The sequence below is a fragment of the Caballeronia udeis genome, assembly GCF_044909315.1.
Lineage (GTDB): Bacteria > Pseudomonadota > Gammaproteobacteria > Burkholderiales > Burkholderiaceae > Caballeronia > Caballeronia udeis_A.
The window spans coordinates 193,845-213,870 of the sequence record NZ_JBIYEB010000014.1; the positions used below are offsets into that span (position 1 = coordinate 193,845).

14 protein-coding genes are annotated in these 20,026 nt (G+C 64.7%); 7 read left to right on the top strand and 7 right to left on the bottom strand.

Annotation, left to right across the window (positions count from 1 at the left end):
• Positions 1-6: 6 nt before the first annotated feature.
• Positions 7-1,737, bottom strand: a complete 1,731-nt coding sequence (locus tag ABH944_RS22880; RefSeq protein ID WP_404609028.1) for a hydantoinase B/oxoprolinase family protein — start codon at positions 1,735-1,737, stop codon at positions 7-9.
• A gap of 16 nt (positions 1,738-1,753) precedes the next feature.
• Positions 1,754-3,799, bottom strand: a complete 2,046-nt coding sequence (locus tag ABH944_RS22885; protein WP_404609030.1) for a hydantoinase/oxoprolinase family protein — start codon at positions 3,797-3,799, stop codon at positions 1,754-1,756.
• 258 nt (positions 3,800-4,057) lie between these two features.
• On the opposite strand from ABH944_RS22885, the gene ABH944_RS22890 reads away from it, so the two are divergent.
• Positions 4,058-4,966 (top strand): LysR family transcriptional regulator, encoded by a 909-nt coding sequence (locus tag ABH944_RS22890; protein WP_404609031.1) that lies wholly within the window; start codon positions 4,058-4,060, stop codon positions 4,964-4,966.
• 80 nt (positions 4,967-5,046) lie between these two features.
• On the opposite strand, the gene ABH944_RS22895 is transcribed toward ABH944_RS22890, so the two are convergent.
• The 5 genes from ABH944_RS22895 to ABH944_RS22915 all read right to left on the bottom strand — a co-directional run bounded on the left by ABH944_RS22895 (position 5,047) and on the right by ABH944_RS22915 (position 11,554).
• On the bottom strand, positions 5,047-6,186 hold the full coding sequence (locus tag ABH944_RS22895) for a porin (RefSeq protein WP_404609033.1): 1,140 nt from the start codon (positions 6,184-6,186) through the stop codon (positions 5,047-5,049).
• A gap of 209 nt (positions 6,187-6,395) precedes the next feature.
• The gene (locus ABH944_RS22900) at positions 6,396-7,934 is read right to left on the bottom strand and encodes an ABC transporter substrate-binding protein (RefSeq protein ID WP_404609035.1); all 1,539 of its coding nucleotides are present in this window, start codon (positions 7,932-7,934) and stop codon (positions 6,396-6,398) included.
• 34 nt (positions 7,935-7,968) lie between these two features.
• Positions 7,969-8,805, bottom strand: a complete 837-nt coding sequence (locus tag ABH944_RS22905; RefSeq protein WP_404609036.1) for an ABC transporter permease — start codon at positions 8,803-8,805, stop codon at positions 7,969-7,971.
• Positions 8,802-9,779: an ABC transporter permease gene (locus ABH944_RS22910; protein WP_404609038.1), complete on the bottom strand. Its 978-nt coding sequence runs from the start codon at positions 9,777-9,779 to the stop codon at positions 8,802-8,804. The genes ABH944_RS22905 and ABH944_RS22910 overlap by 4 nt, the downstream gene beginning before the upstream one ends.
• On the bottom strand, positions 9,776-11,554 hold the full coding sequence (locus ABH944_RS22915; RefSeq protein WP_404609039.1) for an ABC transporter ATP-binding protein: 1,779 nt from the start codon (positions 11,552-11,554) through the stop codon (positions 9,776-9,778). Before ABH944_RS22915 ends, ABH944_RS22910 begins: the two co-directional genes overlap by 4 nt.
• 278 nt (positions 11,555-11,832) lie before the next feature.
• Between ABH944_RS22915 and ABH944_RS22920 the strand changes: the two genes are divergently transcribed.
• Genes ABH944_RS22920 through ABH944_RS22945 form a run of 6 tightly spaced genes read left to right on the top strand, consistent with a single transcriptional unit; the run spans position 11,833 to position 19,486 of the window.
• Positions 11,833-13,164 (top strand): NAD(P)/FAD-dependent oxidoreductase, encoded by a 1,332-nt coding sequence (locus tag ABH944_RS22920; protein ID WP_404609041.1) that lies wholly within the window; start codon positions 11,833-11,835, stop codon positions 13,162-13,164.
• Between the two features lie 23 nt (positions 13,165-13,187).
• On the top strand, positions 13,188-15,242 hold the full coding sequence (locus ABH944_RS22925; RefSeq protein WP_404609043.1) for a hydantoinase/oxoprolinase family protein: 2,055 nt from the start codon (positions 13,188-13,190) through the stop codon (positions 15,240-15,242).
• The gene (locus ABH944_RS22930; protein WP_404609044.1) at positions 15,239-16,879 is read left to right on the top strand and encodes a hydantoinase B/oxoprolinase family protein; all 1,641 of its coding nucleotides are present in this window, start codon (positions 15,239-15,241) and stop codon (positions 16,877-16,879) included. Before ABH944_RS22925 ends, ABH944_RS22930 begins: the two co-directional genes overlap by 4 nt.
• Before the next feature lie 41 nt (positions 16,880-16,920).
• Positions 16,921-17,349, top strand: coding sequence for a RidA family protein (locus tag ABH944_RS22935; protein ID WP_404609046.1), 429 nt, complete (start codon positions 16,921-16,923; stop codon positions 17,347-17,349).
• 56 nt (positions 17,350-17,405) lie between these two features.
• Positions 17,406-18,335, top strand: a complete 930-nt coding sequence (locus tag ABH944_RS22940; RefSeq protein WP_404609048.1) for a DeoR/GlpR family DNA-binding transcription regulator — start codon at positions 17,406-17,408, stop codon at positions 18,333-18,335.
• Positions 18,332-19,486, top strand: a complete 1,155-nt coding sequence (locus tag ABH944_RS22945) for a mandelate racemase/muconate lactonizing enzyme family protein (protein ID WP_404609050.1) — start codon at positions 18,332-18,334, stop codon at positions 19,484-19,486. The genes ABH944_RS22940 and ABH944_RS22945 overlap by 4 nt, the downstream gene beginning before the upstream one ends.
• Positions 19,487-20,026 lie beyond the last annotated feature (540 nt).

Genomic DNA, 20,026 nt, shown 5'->3' on the forward strand with positions numbered 1-20,026 from the left:
CAGGAACTAGGCAAGTGTCGGAATCGGGCCCGCAACTCCGTATTCGGCGAGCATCGCCGCGCGGGACACCTTGCCGTCCAGCACGTCGCGCTCGAGGTCATCCGGCCGGCGGCCTTCCGGCTCGCCGTACCCGCCACCGCCGCAGGTCTCGATCCGGATGCTCTCGCCGGCCACGAGCCGCATTGCCGCCGGCTTCGAGCCGAGCACCGTCTCGCTGCCGTCCGCCGCGCGCTTCAGCAGCCTCGCGCGACGTCCCGGGCGGCCGCCCGCAACACCTTCCGGCAAGCCGACGTGATGGCTGTCAGAGCGCGCGGAAAACATCAGGCCGTCGTCGAGCGCCGTGATCTGCCGCGCGATGCCGAGGCCGCCGCGCGTGCGTCCGGCGCCGCCCGAGTCCACGATCAGCGCATATTCATCCACCAGGAGGGGATACTCGTTTTCCATGGCTTCGACCGGCAGGTTCGACGAGTTCGTCATGTGGACGTGCACGCCGTCCATGCCGTCCACATCGAGCCGTGCACCCGACCCGCCGCCAATGCTCTCCAGATAGACGAACTCACCAGGGCGCGTGTTGAGCCGCCCGGAGAACACGATCACCGGACACACGTCGTTGCTCGCGGCCATCACCCTGCTGTCCGGCAGTACGCCGCGGAACGCGCCGAAAATTGCACCAGCCACTTTTTGCGCGGTGATCGAGCGCGCGCCGACCGCCGCCGGCGGTTCAGGATTGACGATGGTGCCGCGCGGCGCTTCAATATCGATCGGCTCGAACAACCCGGCATTGGCGGGCAGCTCGGGATCGAGCAGCGCCTTCACCGCGTAGTAGACGCATGCGTTCAGCGCGCTTGTCGGCAGGTTCATCGCGCCGCGCGCCTCGCGGCCGGAACCCGCAAAGTTGAAATGCAGGCGGCGCCCGCTGACCGTGACCGCGACGCGGATTTCCACCGGCTCGCCGCCCAGCCCGTCGTCGTCGAGCCAGTTGGTGAACGTGTAGCTTCCCTGCGCCAGTTGCGCGATACGGTTCTCCAGCCGCAGCCGCGTATAGCGGATCACGTCGTCCACCGCTTGCAGCACGCGTGTCAGGCCCATCTGCGCGATCAGCGCCTCGACCGCGTCAACACCGCGCTGGTTCGATGCAATCTGCACGCGCAAGTCGAGGTTGCGTTCGTCCGGGTCGCGCGTGTTGCTGCAGATAAGGCTCAACACTTCGTCGTCGACCGGGCCCGCGCGTGCAATGCGCAGGGCCGGAATGCGGATGCCTTCTTCGAAGACGGTCCTCGCGTCGCCCGAGATGGACCCCGGCACCCTTCCGCCAACATCCGAGTGATGTGCGATGTTGGCGGCGAAGAAGACCGGCACGCCGTCATGGAACACGGGCGTCACGATGTTGATGTCCGGCAGGTGGCTCCCCTTGGAAAGATAGGGATCGTTGCAGATGAACACGTCGCCCGGCTGGATCGACGGTGCGGGAAAGCGCGCGAGCACCGCCTCCACGGCGCCGTTGAGCGAGCCCAGATGCAGCGGGATCTGCGTGCCCTGCGCGACCAGCCGGCCGCGCACGTCGAAGAGCGCGACGGAGCAGTCCTTGCGCTCCTTGATGTTGGTGGAGAACGACGCACGCACCAACGTGTTGTTCATGTCCTCGGTGATCGACAGCAGCCGGTTCATGAACACTTCCATCTCGATGGGATCGTGCAGCTTGACTTCGTCTTGCGGTACCTCGGCGTTCGGTTTCATTTGCAGTGCGTGCCTTTCAGGAAATGCGGATGATCAGGTTGCCGAAGTCGTCGACTGTCAGCCGGTACGCGGGGCCCATCACGGTCGTCGAACTCATCTCCTCGAGGACCGCAGGTCCCGCGATAACTGCGCCGCTGCCGAGCCGTGTCCGGTCGAACACCGGCGTGTCGATCCAGCCGTGCGCACTGCCGTGATAGACGGAGCGGCTGCCCGTCCTGGCCGCGTCGGCGTTCACGTCACCGGCGGGCAGGCGGGCGAGCGGCGCCTTCGCGACCTGCCCCACCGCCTTCAGCCGGCAGTTGATCACTTCAATTGCGCGGCCCGGCACGTTGTAGCCGTACTCCCGCAGATGCACTGCTTCGAACCGCTCGGCGAACGTTTCGAAATCCTCGGCGAAGACCGTCTCCATCGGCACCTGGACTTCGAAATTCTGTCCGGTATAGCGCGCGTCGAGCACGCGATACAGCGCGCGCCGTTCAGCGCCCACACCTTCGCGATTGAACCAGTCCGACGCCTGCCGCTCCAGCACGCCGATGCTCTCGACAATGCCCCGCCAGTTGTCCGGATCGACGATCGCGATCTGGCTGCGAACGAAATCGAACGACACGTCCGACAGCAGGATGCCGCGCGCGCACATCGTGCCCGGCTCCTGCGGGACGATCACGACCGGTATCCCGCACTCGTGTGCCACGTCGAGCGCGTGAAGCGGCCCCGCGCCGCCATACGCATACAGCGCGAACTCCGACAGCGCGTAACCACGCTCGGTTGAAACCGAGCGAATCGCGCGGCTCATGTTCGCATTCGCGATGCGCAGGATCCCTTCGGCGGCTTCCTCCAGCGTGAGCCCGAGCGGCCCGCCCACCTTGTCCATCATCACACCGCGCGCGGCCTCGCAATCGACCCGCATGCGCCCGTTCAACAGCGAAACCGGATTCAGGCGCTGCAGCGCGACCTCGGCGTCGGTAATGGTCGGCTCGGTGCCGCCGCGTGCATAAGCGACGGGGCCGGGCACCGCGCCCGCGCTGTGCGGGCCGACTTTCAGCGAGCCGGCGTCGTCGAGCCACGCGACGCTGCCCCCGCCGGCACCGATCACGTGGATGTCGACCATCGGTGTCCTGACCGGATAACCCGCCACATGCCGATTCGACGTAAAAAGAGGCTCGCCGCGATAGACCAGCGACACGTCGGTACTGGTGCCGCCGACGTCGAAGGTGACGAGGTTCGGAAAGCCGATCGCGCGCCCCACCGCAGCTGCGCCCACCACGCCGGCCGCCGGACCGGACAGGCAGGTTCGCACCGGGTAGCGGCGCACGGTGTCAATCGACATCAGCCCGCCGTTCGAATGGATCGTGAACGGTTCGTCCTGAATGCCGAGTGCGGCGATACGCTCGACGAAACGCTGCAGGTAGCGCGCCATCTTCGGCCCGATCGTCGCGTTGAGCACCGTCGTGGACAGGCGTTCGAACTCGCGGAATTCGGGCAATACGTCGCTCGACAAGCTCAGGTAGGCATCGGGCAGCACCTCGCGCACGATGTCCCTCGCCCGGCGCTCGTGAGCCGGGTTCCGGTAAGAGTGAAGAAAACAGATCGTGACCGCCTCGATACCCGCATCGCGAAACTGCTGCGCAGCAGCGCGCACGGCGTCTTCGTCGAGCGGCACCCGTACCTTGCCGTGCGCGTCAATACGCTCGCGCACTTCAATGCGATGCCTGCGCGGCACCAGCGCCGGCGGCTTGCCGACGCCGTAGTCGTACAGGTGCGGACGCACCTGGCGGCCGATCTCGAGCACGTCCCGAAAGCCATGGGTCGTGATCAGTCCGGTCGCCGCGCCCTTGCGCTCGATGACAAGATTGGTGGCGACCGTCGTGCCATGGCCAATGTGCGCGACCTCCGAGGCCGCAATGCGATGCATGTCCAGCAGCCCCGTGATACCGTGCCCAATCGCCTCGGACGGATCGTGCGGCGTGGACGGTACCTTGTGAAACGCGACCTGTGCGCCGGTTTCGTTGACGAGCGCGAAGTCGGTGAAAGTGCCGCCTACATCGATTCCAATTCGATACATAAAGAATCCCGGATTAACCGCCGGCAGTCCGTAACCGGCAGCCTTGTGAGCGCTGCAAAATGCGCTGGAAGCAGGGGGGCGGATATTGCCCTATTGCCCGGCCTATTTCGGTCCACTATGCTTTGGCCAGTCTGCATCGCATCGAGCGGTCATCCCGCGCGGCGCTCCATGCGCGACCGGCCGAACCATCGTATGCGGTCAATTTGGGGGCGTCGAATAAGGTCGCGTTATGTTTCAATCAATCGCGTTTATGGTTCCATGAAGCCGGCAGACCTCAATCTCCTGTTCCATCTGGATGCACTCCTCACCTGCCAGAACCTGTCTCGCGCAGCAACGCAGATGGGTGTCACGCAGCCCGCCATGAGTGCCGCGCTCAGCCGTCTCAGGCGCATCTTCAACGATCCGCTGCTGATCACCGGTCACGGAGCGGTCGAGCCGACCGAGCGCGCGCTTGCCATCCACCAGGAATTCGCACCGCTGCTCGAGAGCTGGCGGCGCGCAACCGCGCCGCGTGACATCCTGGACGAGAGTGCGCCGGCGCGGGCCTTTACGCTGTATGCAAGCGACTACCTGCAGTTCGCGTGGCTGCCGGAACTTGCTTGCGCACTCGAACGGGATGCGCCCGCCGTCCGGTTGCGCATCGTGCCGGCACGACCGCATCACGGGCTCGGCATGCTCGCGTCGAATCACGCGGAGTTCGTCGCCGGGTATTACCCCACGCCGTCGAACGATCTGCGCGCGCGCCCGCTGTTCCAGGACCCGGCCGTATGCCTGATCCGGCGCGGTCATCCATGCCTCGAACACGAATGGAATATAGACACGTGGCTGGCATGCCGTCATGTCGACCTCGCGGTCCACACGCGTCACTACGGCGAAACGCTTGACCAGAACCTGCAGCAGATCAACCGGCAGCGCGTGATTGGAATGACGCTCGCGAGCTATCTGGCAGCACCGTTCGTCGTGGCGAAAACCGACCTGATCGCGACGCTGCCGGCCAGCATCTGCAAGCATTTCTCGAAGCATCTCGACGTCGTGATGATGCCGCCGCCCCTGGAACTCCCGCCGATCGACGTGTCGCTCTACTGGCACGAGCGCTATCAGACCGATCCCGCGCACGCGTGGCTGCGCCGTTTCATCGGCGAACATACGCCTGCCTTCTCCGGGTAAGGGACGGACACGCCGCGTGAGCGTCAGGAGACGCTCCGCATACGGCGGCCCGCGCTTCACAGGGGGCCGCCCTGCATCGCCTAGAAGCTGTGACGGATACCAATACGCACCACCACCTGGTTAGGTGTGTCGGACGGCGTGATGTTGTTGTTCGCCGCCATGGCCTGGGTGCCCACCGAGTTCGTTCCGCTCGAGTGCTGCCACACCCCGCTCAGGTACAGCAGCGTGCGCTTGGACAGCGAATACGTCGACCCGAGATTCACTTGCCCGTAGCGCGCACCGCTCGCCCACGTATAGCTGTATGCAGCCCCCAGCAACAGGGCCGGCGACACGTTGTATGTGTAGTTCCCTTCAAGCGTGTCGAAGTGCGCGTTGCCGCCCAGCGGCGTCGTAGTGGTGACCACCGCATTGCTGAACTGCACGTTCGTGTACAGCAGCCCGAAGTTCGACGCACCCAGCTGGTATTTCGCGCCGCCACCGGCAATCTGCAGCGAGGACGCCGTTGCATAGCCGCGATAGATCGGCGTCGTCAGCGGGTTCGTGTACGCCGCGCCGGCTACCGGCGACGCGGTCGCATTCCACACTGCCGTCGCCGGGTTGTTCACCTTCAGGTACGCCGCCGCGAGACCCAGCGGGCCGTTGCCGTACGTCAGCGAGAAGTTCACGACCTGGTTGCGTCCCATTGCCCCCGCCACGTTGCCGAACGCGTATGCCGCCCCAAGCCTGAACCCCGCCAGCGTTGGCGACAGGTATTTCACCGCGTTGCTCAGGTTGAAGTCGCCCCACACGTTGTCCACGTCGCCCGCGTGCGCGCCCAGTCCGCCCGCGAACTTGCCCGCCGCCGACATCGGCACCAGGCTCTCGAACAGCAGGTCATACTGCTTGCCGAGCCTCACCTCTCCGTACTGGTCGCTGCCCACCCCCACGTACGCCATCCGGCCGAACAGCGCGCCGTTGTTGCCAAGCGCCCCGTTGCTCGGGTTGAAACCGTTCTCCAGCTTGAAGAAAGCGTGCAGCCCGCTCCCCAGATCCTCGATGCCCGTCAGTCCCCACTTGCTGCTGCCAAGTCCTCCCTGCGACATGGCATACGACGACGACCCGCCCTGGTTGTTCGTGTACTGGAAACCCTCGTCAACCACGGCGTACAACGTTACCGAACTCTGCGCGTGCGCCACGCCCGCCATCGCGCCACAAGCCACCACTGCCATGATCTTCTTCATCGCCTTCCCCTATATTCGAAACGATCGTTGAAAAATATCCATCTATTAATCAGTCATGCAAAATAATGAATGAGGAGCCGGACATATCGAATCGCGATACGTCCAAGCCTTTCTTTCACCGTACGCGTATAGAGTGCCGCCAGGACGCGCCGGGTCTGCCTGGTCCTGCCTGGCACGGAAGGCACCCCGTGAAACGAGGTGCCCGATGCCTATTTCAAGCGGGTGTTTTCCAGCGAATAACCCGACTGGAAGCTGAGGAACGCGGGCATGTTGGTAAATCCCGTCACGTTGCTGCGAACCGCATAACTCTGGTCGCGCCACATCAGGAAGAGGACCGGCGACAGATCGAGTGCCCGGTCGACGAACTGCTGGTAGACCACTGCTCGCTTGGCCGGATCGACGCTCGCGCGCCCCTCGTCAAGCAGACGGTCGATCTCCGGGTCGTCGAAGTAGGCGGAATTGGAGAGACGCACCGGCACCTTGCCGCCGTAGTACACATTGCTCAGCCAATCGGGATCCGTCACTTCTCCAACGTCGCCAATGATCGCCAGTTCATAGTCGCCGCCCGCCACCTTGCTGGTCCGCGTGGTCCAATCGGGCATGTCGAGCTTGAGCTTGATGCCGATCTGCGCGAGCTGGGCCTGCAGGACCACCGCGATCTTCGAGTAGAAGCTGTACTGCGAAGTGGCGACGAGCCGCGCCTCGAATCCATTCGGATAACCGGCCTGCGCCATCAGCTGTTTCGCCCGCGCGATATCGACCTTGTAGAAGTTCTTCTTTGCGTCCGAGTAGCCGAGATAGCCCTGCGGAATCGCCAGCCCCCAAATCGGCGTGCCCACGCCATCGACCGCGGTCTTCACAATGGCGTCGCGGTCGACGGTGTACGCAATCGCGCGCCGCACATCCGCATTCGCGAACGGCTTGCTATGCATGTTGAAAACGATCCCCATGAACGGCCCGAGCGTGCGTTCGAGCCGAACGTCCGGGTCCTTCTGCAACTCGGCGAGCGAGCGCGACGGTACATAGTCGATGATGTCCACGTCACCCGACTTGATCGCATTCACGCGCGTATTCTCGTCGCTATAGAAGTTGTAGACGATCTCGTCCACGTACGGCTTGCCCTTCTTGTAGTAGCCGTCGAACTTCTGCACGACCAGCTCGCGCCCACGCGTCCAGCGCACGAACTTGAACGGTCCCGCGCCTATCGGCGTCGCCGTACCCGCGTCGTCCTTGTGCTTCGCGAGCCACGCAGCGGGCACGATCACCGCCTCGGGCAGTGCGAGGTAATGGATGAACGACACCGACGGCTGCTTGAGCACGAACCGGATCGTCTTCGGATCAACAACGTCGATGTGGTCAACAATCACGAACTGGTTGCGAAACGACGCCGTGCTGTTGGGCGCCATGATGTGGTCGAAGGTCGCCTTCACGTCGGCGGCCGTGACCGTCGAGCCGTCGTGGAACTTCGCGTCGCGCAGGTGGAAGGTCAGCGTCTTGCCGTCCGGGCTCAGCTCGTAGCTCTGGGCCAGCTCGGGCGACAGTTTCCCGTCGACGCCGTAGTTGACGAGCCCGCGGAAGATCGCCAGCTTCACGGTGCGGAACGTGGTGCCGGTCATGATGAACGGGTCCATCGTGCTCGGCTCGCCGGACAGTCCGAAGTAAAGCGTGTTGCCCGCGGCATGTGCCGCGCCGGTGCCGCACAGCCCCAGCGATAAAACCATCAGCGCGACGTATAGGAGTCTTTTCATTGCATGTTCTTCCTGGTAGCGGATTGAGGAACGTTCATGACTTGCTTAGCCGCGGGTCCAGCAGATCGCGCAGACCATCGCCAATGAGATTGACTGACAGCACCGTGAGCGCAAGGCAGAGCGACGGCCAGAAGAGGTACATCGGGTGCTGCGAGAGGTAATCCTGAGCAGTGCCGATCATCTGCCCCCACGAAGGCTCGGGGGGCACAATGCCAAGCCCGAGGAAGCTCAGGCCGGATTCGAGCAGGATGGCTTCGGCAACCGTCAGCGTCGCCTGCACAACGAGCGGCGACAGCACGTTCGGCAGCACGACAACACTCACCACGCGCGGCCATGTTGCGCCCATCGCGAGCTCGGCCTGCACGTACTCCTGTTGCACGACGCGCGCTACCGCCGACTGCGAGACGCGGGCGAAATGCGGCACGTAGACAATGCCGATCACGATCGCAAGACTGCCGATGCCGCTCGGCCAGAAGCCCACCGCGAGCAGCGCCAGCAGGATCGGCGGGAAGCACAGCAGGATATCGACGCCACGCATCACGAAGAACGCCAGCGGCGCCGGGCCGTAGCCGCCCGCCAGGCCGAGCGCGGTGCCGAAGAATGCGGCGAACAGCGTCGCACCGAGCGACACGAGCACCGTTGGGCGAATGCCGGTCAACAGACGGCTGAGCAGATCACGCCCGAGCTCGTCGGTACCGAGCCAGTGCAGTGCCGACGAACCCTGGTTCACGGCGCTCTGGTCGATCAGGTAGGGGTCGCAGGGCGCCAGCTCGCGTCCGAAGATTGCGACGAGCACCACGAGCGCGACGACGGCGAGGCTCGCGCAGGTCACCGGGCGGCGGCACAGTTGCAGCAGGATGCGTAGGTTCATGTCCGTTTGCGTCGAATGCGTGGATCGAGCAGGCCATACAACAGATCCACGCCAAGGTTGATCAGGATGTACAGCGCGGCTATGGTCAGGATGCCGCCCTGCACCAGCGGATAGTTGCGCTTCGATACAGCGTCGACGAGCAGTGTGCTCAGGCCCGGCCAGTTGAACATTGCCTCGACCAGCACGGTGCCGCCCATTAGGTTGCCAAGCTGCAGGCCGATGATTGTCACGATCGGAATCGCCGCGTTGCGCAGCACGTGCCGCCACACGATGCGGCGCTCGGACATGCCCTTCGCGCGCAACGTGCGGACGAAATCCCGGCTCAGGATGTCGAGCATCGACGAGCGTGTCATGCGCGAGATCGACGCGGACAATCCGAAGCCGAGCGTGAACGCGGGCAGCACAAGACGGCGGAAATGCTCGACCGGATTGCGGGAGAAGTCCATGTATCCGCTCGACGGCAGCCAGTGGAGGTGCAGGCTGAACAGCACGACGAAGAGCGCGCCGAGGATATACACCGGCACCGACATGCCCACGGTCGAGACCGATGTCGAGACCGCGTCGACCGGTGTGCCGCGCCGCAGCGCCGAGACTATCCCAAGCGGCACACCGATAACGATCGCCACGAGAATCGCGGCCAGCGCGAGTTCGAGCGTATTCGGCAAGCCGCTGCGGATGTAGTTGGTGACCGGATAACCGTCGAACACCGACTGGCCGAAGTCGAAGTGCAGCATGTCGCGAAGCCAGTGCGCGTACTGCGTCAGCACCGGCTGGTCGAGACCGAGCTTGCTGCGCATCGCGGCGATCGCCTCGGGCGACGGATCGCTGTTGCTGCCGAGCAGCAGCCTCACCGGATCGCCCGGCATGACGTACATGAGCGAGAACACGAGGGTCGCGATGACGTAGAGCTGGACCAGCGCAGTGAACAGCTTGCGCGTAGTCAGCAAGGAGAACGAAGTGAGTTTGCCTTTCATGACTGGAGCGCCTGCGTAAAGGGAGGCGGGGGAAGCGGGGGAGGCGGAGGGAGCGGGCGCACCGCGCGCGGCACCGCGCCGAGCAGCGTCTTCGTGTAGTCGTGCGTGGGCGCGGCGAAGATCGCGTCGGCCGACCCGGTTTCGACGATCCGGCCGCCCTGCATCACGGCGATCGTGTCGCTGACGTGCTCGACGACGGACAGGTCGTGCGAGATGAACAGGTAGGTCAGGTCGAACTCATGCTGCAAGTCCTTCAGCAGGTTCAGCACCTGCGCCTGCACGGAAACGTCCAGCGCCGACACAGCCTCGTCGCAGATAACGAGCGCCGGATGCAGCGCCAGCGCACGGGCGATCGCGATGCGCTGGCGCTGGCCGCCGGAGAACTCGTGCGGATAGCGCCCAAGCGCACTGCGCGCCAGGCCCACGCAATCGATCATCCGCGGGACGACGTGCGCACGCTCCGTGGCACGGCCATTGACGACAAGCGGCTCCGCGATCAGCTCCTCGACGGTTTGCCGCGGATTTAGCGAACCGTACGGGTCCTGGAACACCATCGCCATGTCGCGGCGCGCCTGGCGCAACGCCGGGCCGGAGAGGCCGGCCAGATCCTGTCCGTTGAAGACGATGCTGCCCGAGTCGCACGCCGTCAGCCGCATGATCAATCGCGACAGCGTCGACTTACCGCAACCGGATTCGCCGACAAGACCCAGCGTCGTGCGGAACGGAATGTCGAAACTGACGTCGTCGACCGCGCGAAACGCGCGGCTGGGCGAAAACGCGCCGTCGCGCACCACGTAGGTCTTGCGCAAATTCCGCACGGACAGCAGCGGCATACGCGTGTCCGCCGTGCTCCGCGCCGCATCGCGCCGGGGGCCAGGCTCAGCCGGCACGGCATAGAGCCGCGGGTGAGCCTCCGTGTGCACGGCCGTCGACCCGACGTCTTCGCCGTCCACGGCGTCGAGCGCGCTCGCCACGGTCGGCAGCCGGTCGCGGCGGTCGCCGAGCGAGGGCATCGCCGCAATCAGCGCACGCGTGTAGTCGCTCTTCGGCGCCGCGAACAAGTCGGCCGTGGTCGCCTCTTCCATCTTGACGCCGCGATACATCACGACAACGCGATCAGCCACTTCATAGATCACACCGAGATCGTGCGTGATCAGGAGGATCGCGGCGCCGACCTCGCGGTTCAGGTCGCGCAGGATGTCGAGCACCTGCTTCTGCACGGTGACGTCCAGCGCCGTCGTCGATTCGTCCGCGATGATGATCTGCGGCCTGCACGCCACCGCCATCGCAATCATCACGCGCTGGCACTGCCCGCCGGAAAGCTCATGCGGGTACGACTTCATGCAGCGCACCGGATCCGCAATGCGTTCCTTGCGCAGCAGTTCGACGCCGCGCCGGTACGCTTCAGCGCGGCTCACGTCCTCGTGCAGGCGGATCGCGTCGACGATCTGGTCTCCGCAGGTAAACACCGGATCGAGCGATGACAGCGGGTCCTGAAACACCATCGACATGCGGCTGCCGCGCATCTTGCGCAGCGATTCCGCGTCGAGCGAAAGCAGATCCGTGCCGCCGATCCTGACCGAGCCGGCGGTCACTTTCGCGTTCGCCGGCAGCAGTCCCATGATGCCGAGCGACATCAGCGTCTTGCCGCTGCCGCTCTCGCCAACGAGCCCGACGATCTCGCCGGGCCGCACCGAGAACGACATGTTCTTCACGGTCGGGCGCATGCCCTGCTTCGTCTCGAACGCAATACAAAGGTCATCGACTTCGAGCATGGAGTATCCCCGCTAGCCGTTCAGGATGACACATCGTGATCGATTCAAATCCTATACGTCGAAAACAGATCACAATCTATCTCAATGAGCCGGACACTATCACGGAGAATTTGATTTCAAAAATGTTTCAAGTGGCCGATAAATGGCATTTATAGCGGTATTTTTGTCGTAATGTGTTCGGCCTAGGCGAAACCCTGAAACAATACCAATCAAATTCTTCCATGAAAAATCTGAATTCACTCATAATCAATCATTACAACGAGCGAGACAGGAGCAACATGAGCAGGATCATTCCGGACCCCATCGCGACGAACGCGACGGCACTGCCACTCGAGACGGATGTCGTTGTCATCGGCGGCGGCATTGTCGGCGTCAGCACGGCGCTGTCCCTCGCGCAGCGCAAGGTTCGCGTTGTACTGTGCGAGAAAGGCCTGATCGGGGCGGAGCAGTCGGCGCGGAACTGGGGCTGGGTTCGCCAGATGGGCCGCGACGCGGCGGAGATTCCGCTCTCGGTCGAAAGCCTGCGCCTGTGGCGAGAACTGCAGCCGCGCTTCGGCATTGACACGGGCTTCCGGGAAACCGGCATCACCTATCTGTGCCGTACGGACCAGGAGATGAACGAGTATCACGAGTGGATCGGCTCTGCGAAACGCTTCGGCATCGACACCAAAATGCTTGGGAGAGCTGAACTTCCTCATTACGTGCCGGGCGTTTCAAGCGATTTCGTCGGCGGCATGTATACCGCCTCGGACGGCCGCGCCGAGCCGCTGATGGCCGCGCCCGCGATCGCGCGGGCAGCCCAGGCGGCCGGCGCGCACATCGCCACGCGCTGCGCGGTGCGCGGCATCGAGCGCGAGGCGGGACGCGTGAGCGGCGTCGTCACGGAGCACGGCGAGATCCGCTGCTCGTCGGTCGTGCTGGCGGGCGGCGCGTGGTCGCGTCTCTTCGCAGGCTCGTTCGGCGTGTCGCTGCCGCAGCTCAAGGTGCTCGGCAGCGCCGCGCGCATCGCCCCGGTCGAAGGACTCACCAGCATGCCGGTCGGCGGCGATCACTTCGCATTCCGCCGGCGGCTCGACGGCGGTTTCACCATCGCGATGCGCAACACGACGCTCGTGCCGATCGTCCCGGACAGCTTCCGGCTGTTCTCCGATTTCTGGTCGCGGCTGCGGCAAAACCGCCGCGAGCTGCGCCTGCGTATCGGCAAGCGCTTCATCGATGAATGGATGATGCAGCGGCACTGGGCGCTCGACGCGATCTCGCCGTTCGAGCAGATGCGCATTCTCGACCCGGCGCCGTCCGAATCGACCATCCGCGCCGGCCTCGCGCATCTCGCGCAGGCGTTCCCTGCGTTCGCGCAGGCCCGCGTGCTGCAAACCTGGGGCGGCCTGATCGATGTGACACCCGACGCGGTGCCGATCATCGGCCCGCTCTCGACGCTGCCCGGCTTTTTCATCGCCACCGGCTTTTCCGGCCACGGCTTCGGGCTCGGTCCCGGCGCCGGCCAGATGATGGCGCAGATGGTGACGAACGAGACGCAGACGGTCGACCCTGCTCCGTTCCGCTTCGAACGGTTCAACCGTTTCCCGGCTGCCTCGCTGCAGGCGGCCTGACTTCTGACAGAGGATCTGACGACATGGCTTGGCGATTAGGGGTTGATTCGGGCGGTACCTTTACGGATGTCTGCATGTTCGACGATGCGACTGGCCGCATCAAGATCTGGAAGGTGCCCTCGACGCCGGCGGACCCGTCGCTCGGCATCGCCAACGGGGTGATCGAGGGCTTGAAGACAGTCGGGGCCGAGGCCGGCGAGATCAGCTTTCTCGGCCACGGCACGACGGTCGCGACGAACGCGCTGATCGAGTTGCGCGGCGGGAAGACCGGGCTCGTTGTCACGGACGGCTTTCGCGACCTGCTCGAAATCGGCCGGCAAAAGCGCCCGAGCCTCTACGACATGAACGCCGAAAAGCCGCAAGCGCTCGTCACGCGCGATCTGCGTATCGAGGTCCGGGAACGTCTGCGATCGAACGGGGAAGTCGAACTGGCGCTCGACGAGGACGGTGTGCGCGCCGCCGCGCAGAAATTCGCGGATGCCGACGTCAAGGCGGTCGCGATCTGCTTCATCTACGGCTTTCTCAACACCGCGCACGAGCAGCGCGCGCTGGAAATCGTGCGCGAGATGCTGCCGGGCGTGTTCGTCTGCGCATCACACCAGGTCGCGCCGGAGTTCCGCGAGTACGAGCGCCTGTCGACCACGGTGGTCAACGCGTATCTCGGCCCGATCATGCAGCGCTACATCCAGCGTCTGCAGACCCGCTTCAGCGAGCTCGGCCTGCGTGTCGCGCCGCAGCTCACGCAGTCGAACGGCGGCGTGATCGGCTTCGAGACGGCTGCCGGGCTGCCGGTGCGCACCGTGCTGTCGGGACCGAGCACCGGTGTGGTCGCCGCGCAGGAGATCGGCCAGCTCGCCGGCTATGAAAACCTCATCACGTTCGACGTCGGCGGCACGAGCAGCGACGTCGCGCTGCTGCAAGGCGGCCACTGTGCGCTGACCGGCGAGGCGAACGTGCACGGCTACCCGATCAAGGCGCCGATGCTCGACATCCATACGGTCGGCGCAGGCGGCGGCTCGATCGCCTACGTCGACAGCGGCGGCCTGCTGAAGGTGGGCCCGCGCAGTGCGGGCGCCGACCCCGGCCCGGTGTGCTATGGCCGCGGCAGCGTCGAGCCAACCGTCACCGACGCGAACATCGTGTTGCAGACGCTGAACCCCGTCGAGATTCTCGGCGGCCGGATGAAGGTGCGCCGCGATCTCGCGCTCGACACCATGCAGCGTCTCGCGGACCAGCTCGGCATTGGCGTGATGGAAACCGCGCAGGGCATTGTGTCGGTGGTCACCGCGAACATGGCGAAGGCGATCCGCGTGATCAGCGTGCAGCGCGGGCACGATCCGCGCGACTACGCACTGATGGCGTTCGGCGGCGCCGGCCCGCTGCACGCGGCACGCCTCGCACAGGAACTCGACATGACGCGCATCGTCGTGCCGCTTACGCCGGGCGCGCTGTGCGCGCTTGGCCTGCTGCTCACCGACCTGCGTGCCGACTTCGCGCTGAGCCGCGCGCTGCGTCTTGCGCCGGAATCGCTCGACCCGATCGAACAGGGTTTCAAGGTGCTCGACGCCCAAGCACAAGACTGGTTCACGCGTGAAGGCATCGAGGCCGGCCAGCAGTCGACAAAACGCACGGCCGACATGCGCTATCTCGGGCAGAACTACGAGCTGTCGGTGCCGGTTCCGGCCGGCCCCGTCACCGAAGCGACACTCGCGCAGCTCGCCGTCGGCTTCGAGCAGGTGCATCGCCAGCGCTTCGGTTTCATCGCCGAAGGCGAAACCATCCAGTTCGTCACGCTGCGCGTTGAAGCTGCGGGCCGCGTACGCAAGGCGAAGTTCGCCGCCGCGCCTTCAGCGGGCCCCGACGCGAGCGCCGCAATGATCGGCCGGCGCGAGGTGTACATGGCCGAAGCCGGCGCATTCGTCGATTGCCCGATCTACTCGCGCGACCGGCTGGCTTCCGGCAACACCTTCCGGGGACCGGCCATCGTCGAACAGATGGACGCCACCACCGTCGTATTGCCGAACATGAACGCCACGGTAGATCCGTACCTGAACCTGATCCTGGAGATCGAAAAATGAGCACGACGCCGTATATCGATCCGATTACCGTCGAAGTGATTGGCAGCGCACTCGCGTCGATCACGGAAGAAATGGGCGAAGCGCTCGTGCGGGCGAGCTATTCGACGAACATCAAGGAACGCCGCGACTGTTCGACGGCGTTGTTCGACCGCGCCGGCAACACGCTGTGCCAGGCCGAGCACATCCCGATGCACCTCGGCAGCTTCCTCGAAACGATCCCGCACATCACGCGGCGCTTTGCTCTTGACCAGATCCATCCCGGCGACGTGTTCATCGGCAACGACGCATATGAAGGCGGCGGCACGCACCTGCCCGACATCGTGCTCGCGGAGCCGGTTTTCTACGACGACGAGCTCGTCGCGTGGGCGATCAACACCGCGCACCATGCCGATTTCGCGGACCGGGGCCACGCCCACGTCTATCAGGAAGGCCTGCGCATTCCGCCCGTCAAGCTGTACCGCGAAGGCGTGCTGCAGAACGATATCCAGGAGCTGATCCTGCTGAACTGCCAGGTGCCGCACGAGCGCGTGTCCGACCTGCGCGCGCAGATGTCGGCGAACCGGGTGGGCGTGCAGCGGATGCAGGCGCTCTGCGCGAAGTACGGTGCGGGGCGTGTGCAACAGGCCGGCGACGCGCTGCAGGACTACGCGGAGCGCAAGATGCGCGCGGGCATCGCGGCGATTCCCGACGGCACCTACCGCTTCAGCGACCGCTTCGACAACCTGCAATTCGACGGCGAAGTCGAGTTGAGCGTCGCCATCACGATCGAGGGTGACGAAATGCGGCTCGTATTCGACGCGCCGCCGCAAATGCGCAACGGGCTGAACGTGATCTATACCGGCCTGCTCGCCACCTGCTACTACGCGGTGAAATCCGTCGTCGATCCAACCATCCTGCCGAACGCCGGGCTCGCGCGGCCGCTCAGCGTCGAGGCGCCGAAAGGCTCGCTGCTCAACTGCAGCCATCCGGCCGCGGTCAACAGCCGCCTGTCGGCATGCCAGCGTGTGGCGGACATGGTCTGCGGTGCGCTCGCACAGGCCCTGCCCCACAAGGTCATGGCGGCCGGCAACGGCTGCTGCGCGGCGGCGGTATTCAGCGGCACGCAGGACGACGGCAGCCTGTGGGTCTACCTCGAAACGATCGGCGGCGGCGGCGGCGCACGCCCCGCATCGGACGGATTGAGCGGCATCCACGTCCATCTGACCAATACGTCGAATCTCCCGGTCGAGGCGCTCGAACTCGAATACCCGCTCACCCTGCTGCGTTACGAGCTCGTCAACGATTCGGCCGGTGCGGGAACGTGGCGCGGTGGCATGGGCTTGCGCCGCGTGTACCGGGCCGAATCCGCCTGCCGGATCAGCATGGAAACCTCGCGGCTGATGTCCCAGCCGTGGGGCCTCGAAGGCGGCGGCGCAGCGCAGGGCTCCGCGTGTGTCGTGAACGGCGGCCCGTTGTCGGCCAAAACCACGCAGCTCAAGCCCGGCGACATTGTCGAGATCGTCACGCCCGGCGGCGGCGGCTTTGGCGCACCGTCGAGCCGCCCGCGCGAGCGGGTCCGGCGCGACTTGCTCGAAGAACGCATCACCCCTGAGTTCGCCCGCCGCGCTTACGGCGACCTCGCCCTGCAACCGGGCTGAAGGCTGACGCACGCCCGATCACACCAAAAGGAATCGCAATAATGCAAACCCCGCAGGTCACCAAGCTGAAGTCCGGCAGCCTCTACGAAGACAAGCTCAGCTACTCGCGCGCGGTCGTGGTGGACAACTGGATCCTCGTCGCCAATACGGCCGGCCGCAACTATCGCACCCGCGAAATCTCGAACGACGCCGCCGAGCAGACCCGGCAATGCTTCGCGAACATCGAGGGCGCGCTCAAAGCCGTGGACGCGAGTCTTGCCGATGTCGTGCGCACGCGCGTTTCGGTGCCGTACCTCGAGCACAAGGACGCGATCATGGCTGTCGTCGCGGAGAAGTTTCGTGGCGTCGATCCGGCCAGCACGATCACCGCAACACCGCTCGCGGGCCCGGAGTATCTGGTCGAGATCGAGATCACCGCTTACCGCGGCGCCGGCACGGCGAAGGCTACGAACCTGAGAGTCAGCCTTTGAGCGTCGGCCCGGCGGGCAACCGTGCACATCGTGTATCTTCGCGGGACAGAAACTGAATGAAGATGCCCGAGGAGAAGCAAAAGATGGCCAAAACGCCCAGCGACCCGACGAACGGCGGCAAGACCGGGTCGGAGGACCGCCCTGCGGCCATGCCGGAGGACATGATCCAGGCTGAGCGCCAGCAGCGCATGGCGGACTGGTTCGAGCGCAACGTCGGCGGATCCAACCAGGAACTGGCGCGAATCTTCAACGCATCCATTTCCACGATCCGCCGCGACCTCGACGCGCTCGCCGCTCGCGGCGTCGTGCGGCGCACGCACGGCGGCGCGGTCCGGATCCGGCAACGCGCGACCTACGAGCCGTCGATCGACGAAGCCCGCGGCACCGCCACCGAGGAGAAGCATGCGATCGCGCTCGAAGCGGCCAAGCGCCTGTCGGATGGACAGAGCATCCTGATCGACACCGGCTCGACCATGCACCATTTCGCGCAGGCGGTCGCCGAGCTGAAAATTTCGCTGACGGTGGTGACGAGCGACCTGTTCGTCGCCAACATCCTGACCGACAAGCCGCACGTCAAGCTGATCGTGCCGGGCGGCCAGTGCCGCCCGAAAGCCTATACGCTCCTTGGCGAGCCGGGCCTGTCGTTCCTGCACGACATTCGCGTGGACCAGTTCTTCCTGTCCGCGCAGGCAGTCGACGATCAATGCGTATCCGATACCTTCCTCGAACTGGTCACGCTCAAGCGCGCGATGATCCGCGCGGCCAGCCAGACCACGCTGCTGATCGACAGCAGCCGCTTTGCGGGGCGCGCGATCCACAGCATTGCCGAACTGAACGACATTCACGAGATCATCACCGATGACGGCCTGGCCGACAGCGAATACCAGCAATACCGGCAATTGCGGGTGAAGATCACGCGCGTTTCAACGGACGACGACGCCGCCAGCCCGCCTTCCGGTGGCGGCGCACTTCCCGACCCCACATGAAAATCCGGCAAATCGACATCTACCTTACCCGCAGCGGCAAGCTTCGACCCATCGTTGTCGAACTGATCACCGACGAAGGTGTGACCGGCATCGGCGAAGCGGGCGTGGCTTACGGCTGCGGCAGCCACGCCGCCGCTGGCATGCTGAAGGATCTCGCGCCCAGCCTGCTTGGCTGGGATGCGTCCCGCATCGAGGCGTTCAGCACCCACGTCCATGACCACACGTTCTGGGGCAAAGGCGGCGGCACGATTGTCTATGCCGCGCTGAGCGCGATCGAGCAAGCGCTGTGGGATATCAAGGCGAAGGTGTGCGGCGTGCCCGTCTACGAACTGCTCGGCGGTGCGGCCCGCGACCGGGTCCGCTGCTACGCGAACGGCTGGTACGAGTCAGCGCAGACGCCCGACCAGTTCGCACGCGCGACCGAGCGGCCGCTACGCGACGGCTATACGGCATTGAAGTTCTATCCGCTTGGCGAAATGGTCGGCGTCAACATGCGCCACGTCAGCCAGCGCATGGTTGACCGTGACCGGCTGAACCTGGCCGTCGCGCGGGTCAAGGCCGTGCGTGAGGCCATCGGGCCGGACGTCGAACTGATGCTCGACCTGAGCGGCGGCCTGACACCTGCCGAGTCGGTACGGCTGTGCCAGCGCTTCGAGGAATACGACATCCTGTTCGTCGAAGAGCCGACCGATCCCTCCGATGCGCAGGCCATGGCCTACGTCGCCTCGCACACCTCGATTGCCGTCGCGGCGGGCGAGCGCAACTATGCGAGACACGGTACGCGGCCGCTGCTTGAGGCACGCGCGGTTGACATCGTTCAGCCTGACCCCTGCAATACCGGCGGCATCATGGAAACGAAGAAGATCGCGGCAATGGCGGAAGCGTGGGGCATGCGCGTCGCGCCGCACGTATGCGGCAGTCCGCTCGCCACGCAAGTTGCGCTGCATCTGTCGGCCAACCTGCCCAACTTCTTCATCCAGGAGCTTTATCCGTATTTCCGCTTTCACGAGGGTTATATAGATACGGTCCTCGAAGCGCCGGAAGCGAGGGTCACGAACGGGTATCTGGCGCTGCCGGAAGGGCCGGGCCTCGGTGTGACGCTGAATCGCGAGACGCTTGCGCCGTTCCTGTGGGATCGGATCGTGCAATAAAAAAGCTCCCTGAGGAGCTTTTTAAAGGTGTTTGGTGGGCCTCCCGTGAGTCGAACACGGCACCAACGGATTATGCTTACCAGCTACGGTTTTCACCGCCCCTTTCGGGTTTGTGGTCTGGACTGTCTCTTGTCTTTACGACCTGCCCGTTCAGTCTCTACACGTTCTCTCTAAGAGAGCTTCGCTCGGGATTGCCACGCTGCCGAGGCAGCAGAGGTTTCCCCGAATTTGAGCAGTTCTACCAAGGGGCAGAGCTAACTTACCCCAAGGCAACCCATTCATGACTCACCATGCCGCGCTGCATGGTTTAGGTGAGTCCTTGCTAAGTCCGCTGCTCTAACCAAGCATGAGCTAGAGGCCCTAAGAACTAAATATTTTACCGTATCCCAAGACTATCAATGCGAGGAACTTGAGTAGCCCGGGACACAACCTGATCATGTAACCTGATCGCGCAACCGCTTTTTCATCCTCGCGGAGGTCTGCGAGTTTGCCTTGAAACGGTCTATAAAACAAGCGCGGCGGACCTGTTCGGGCCGCCGC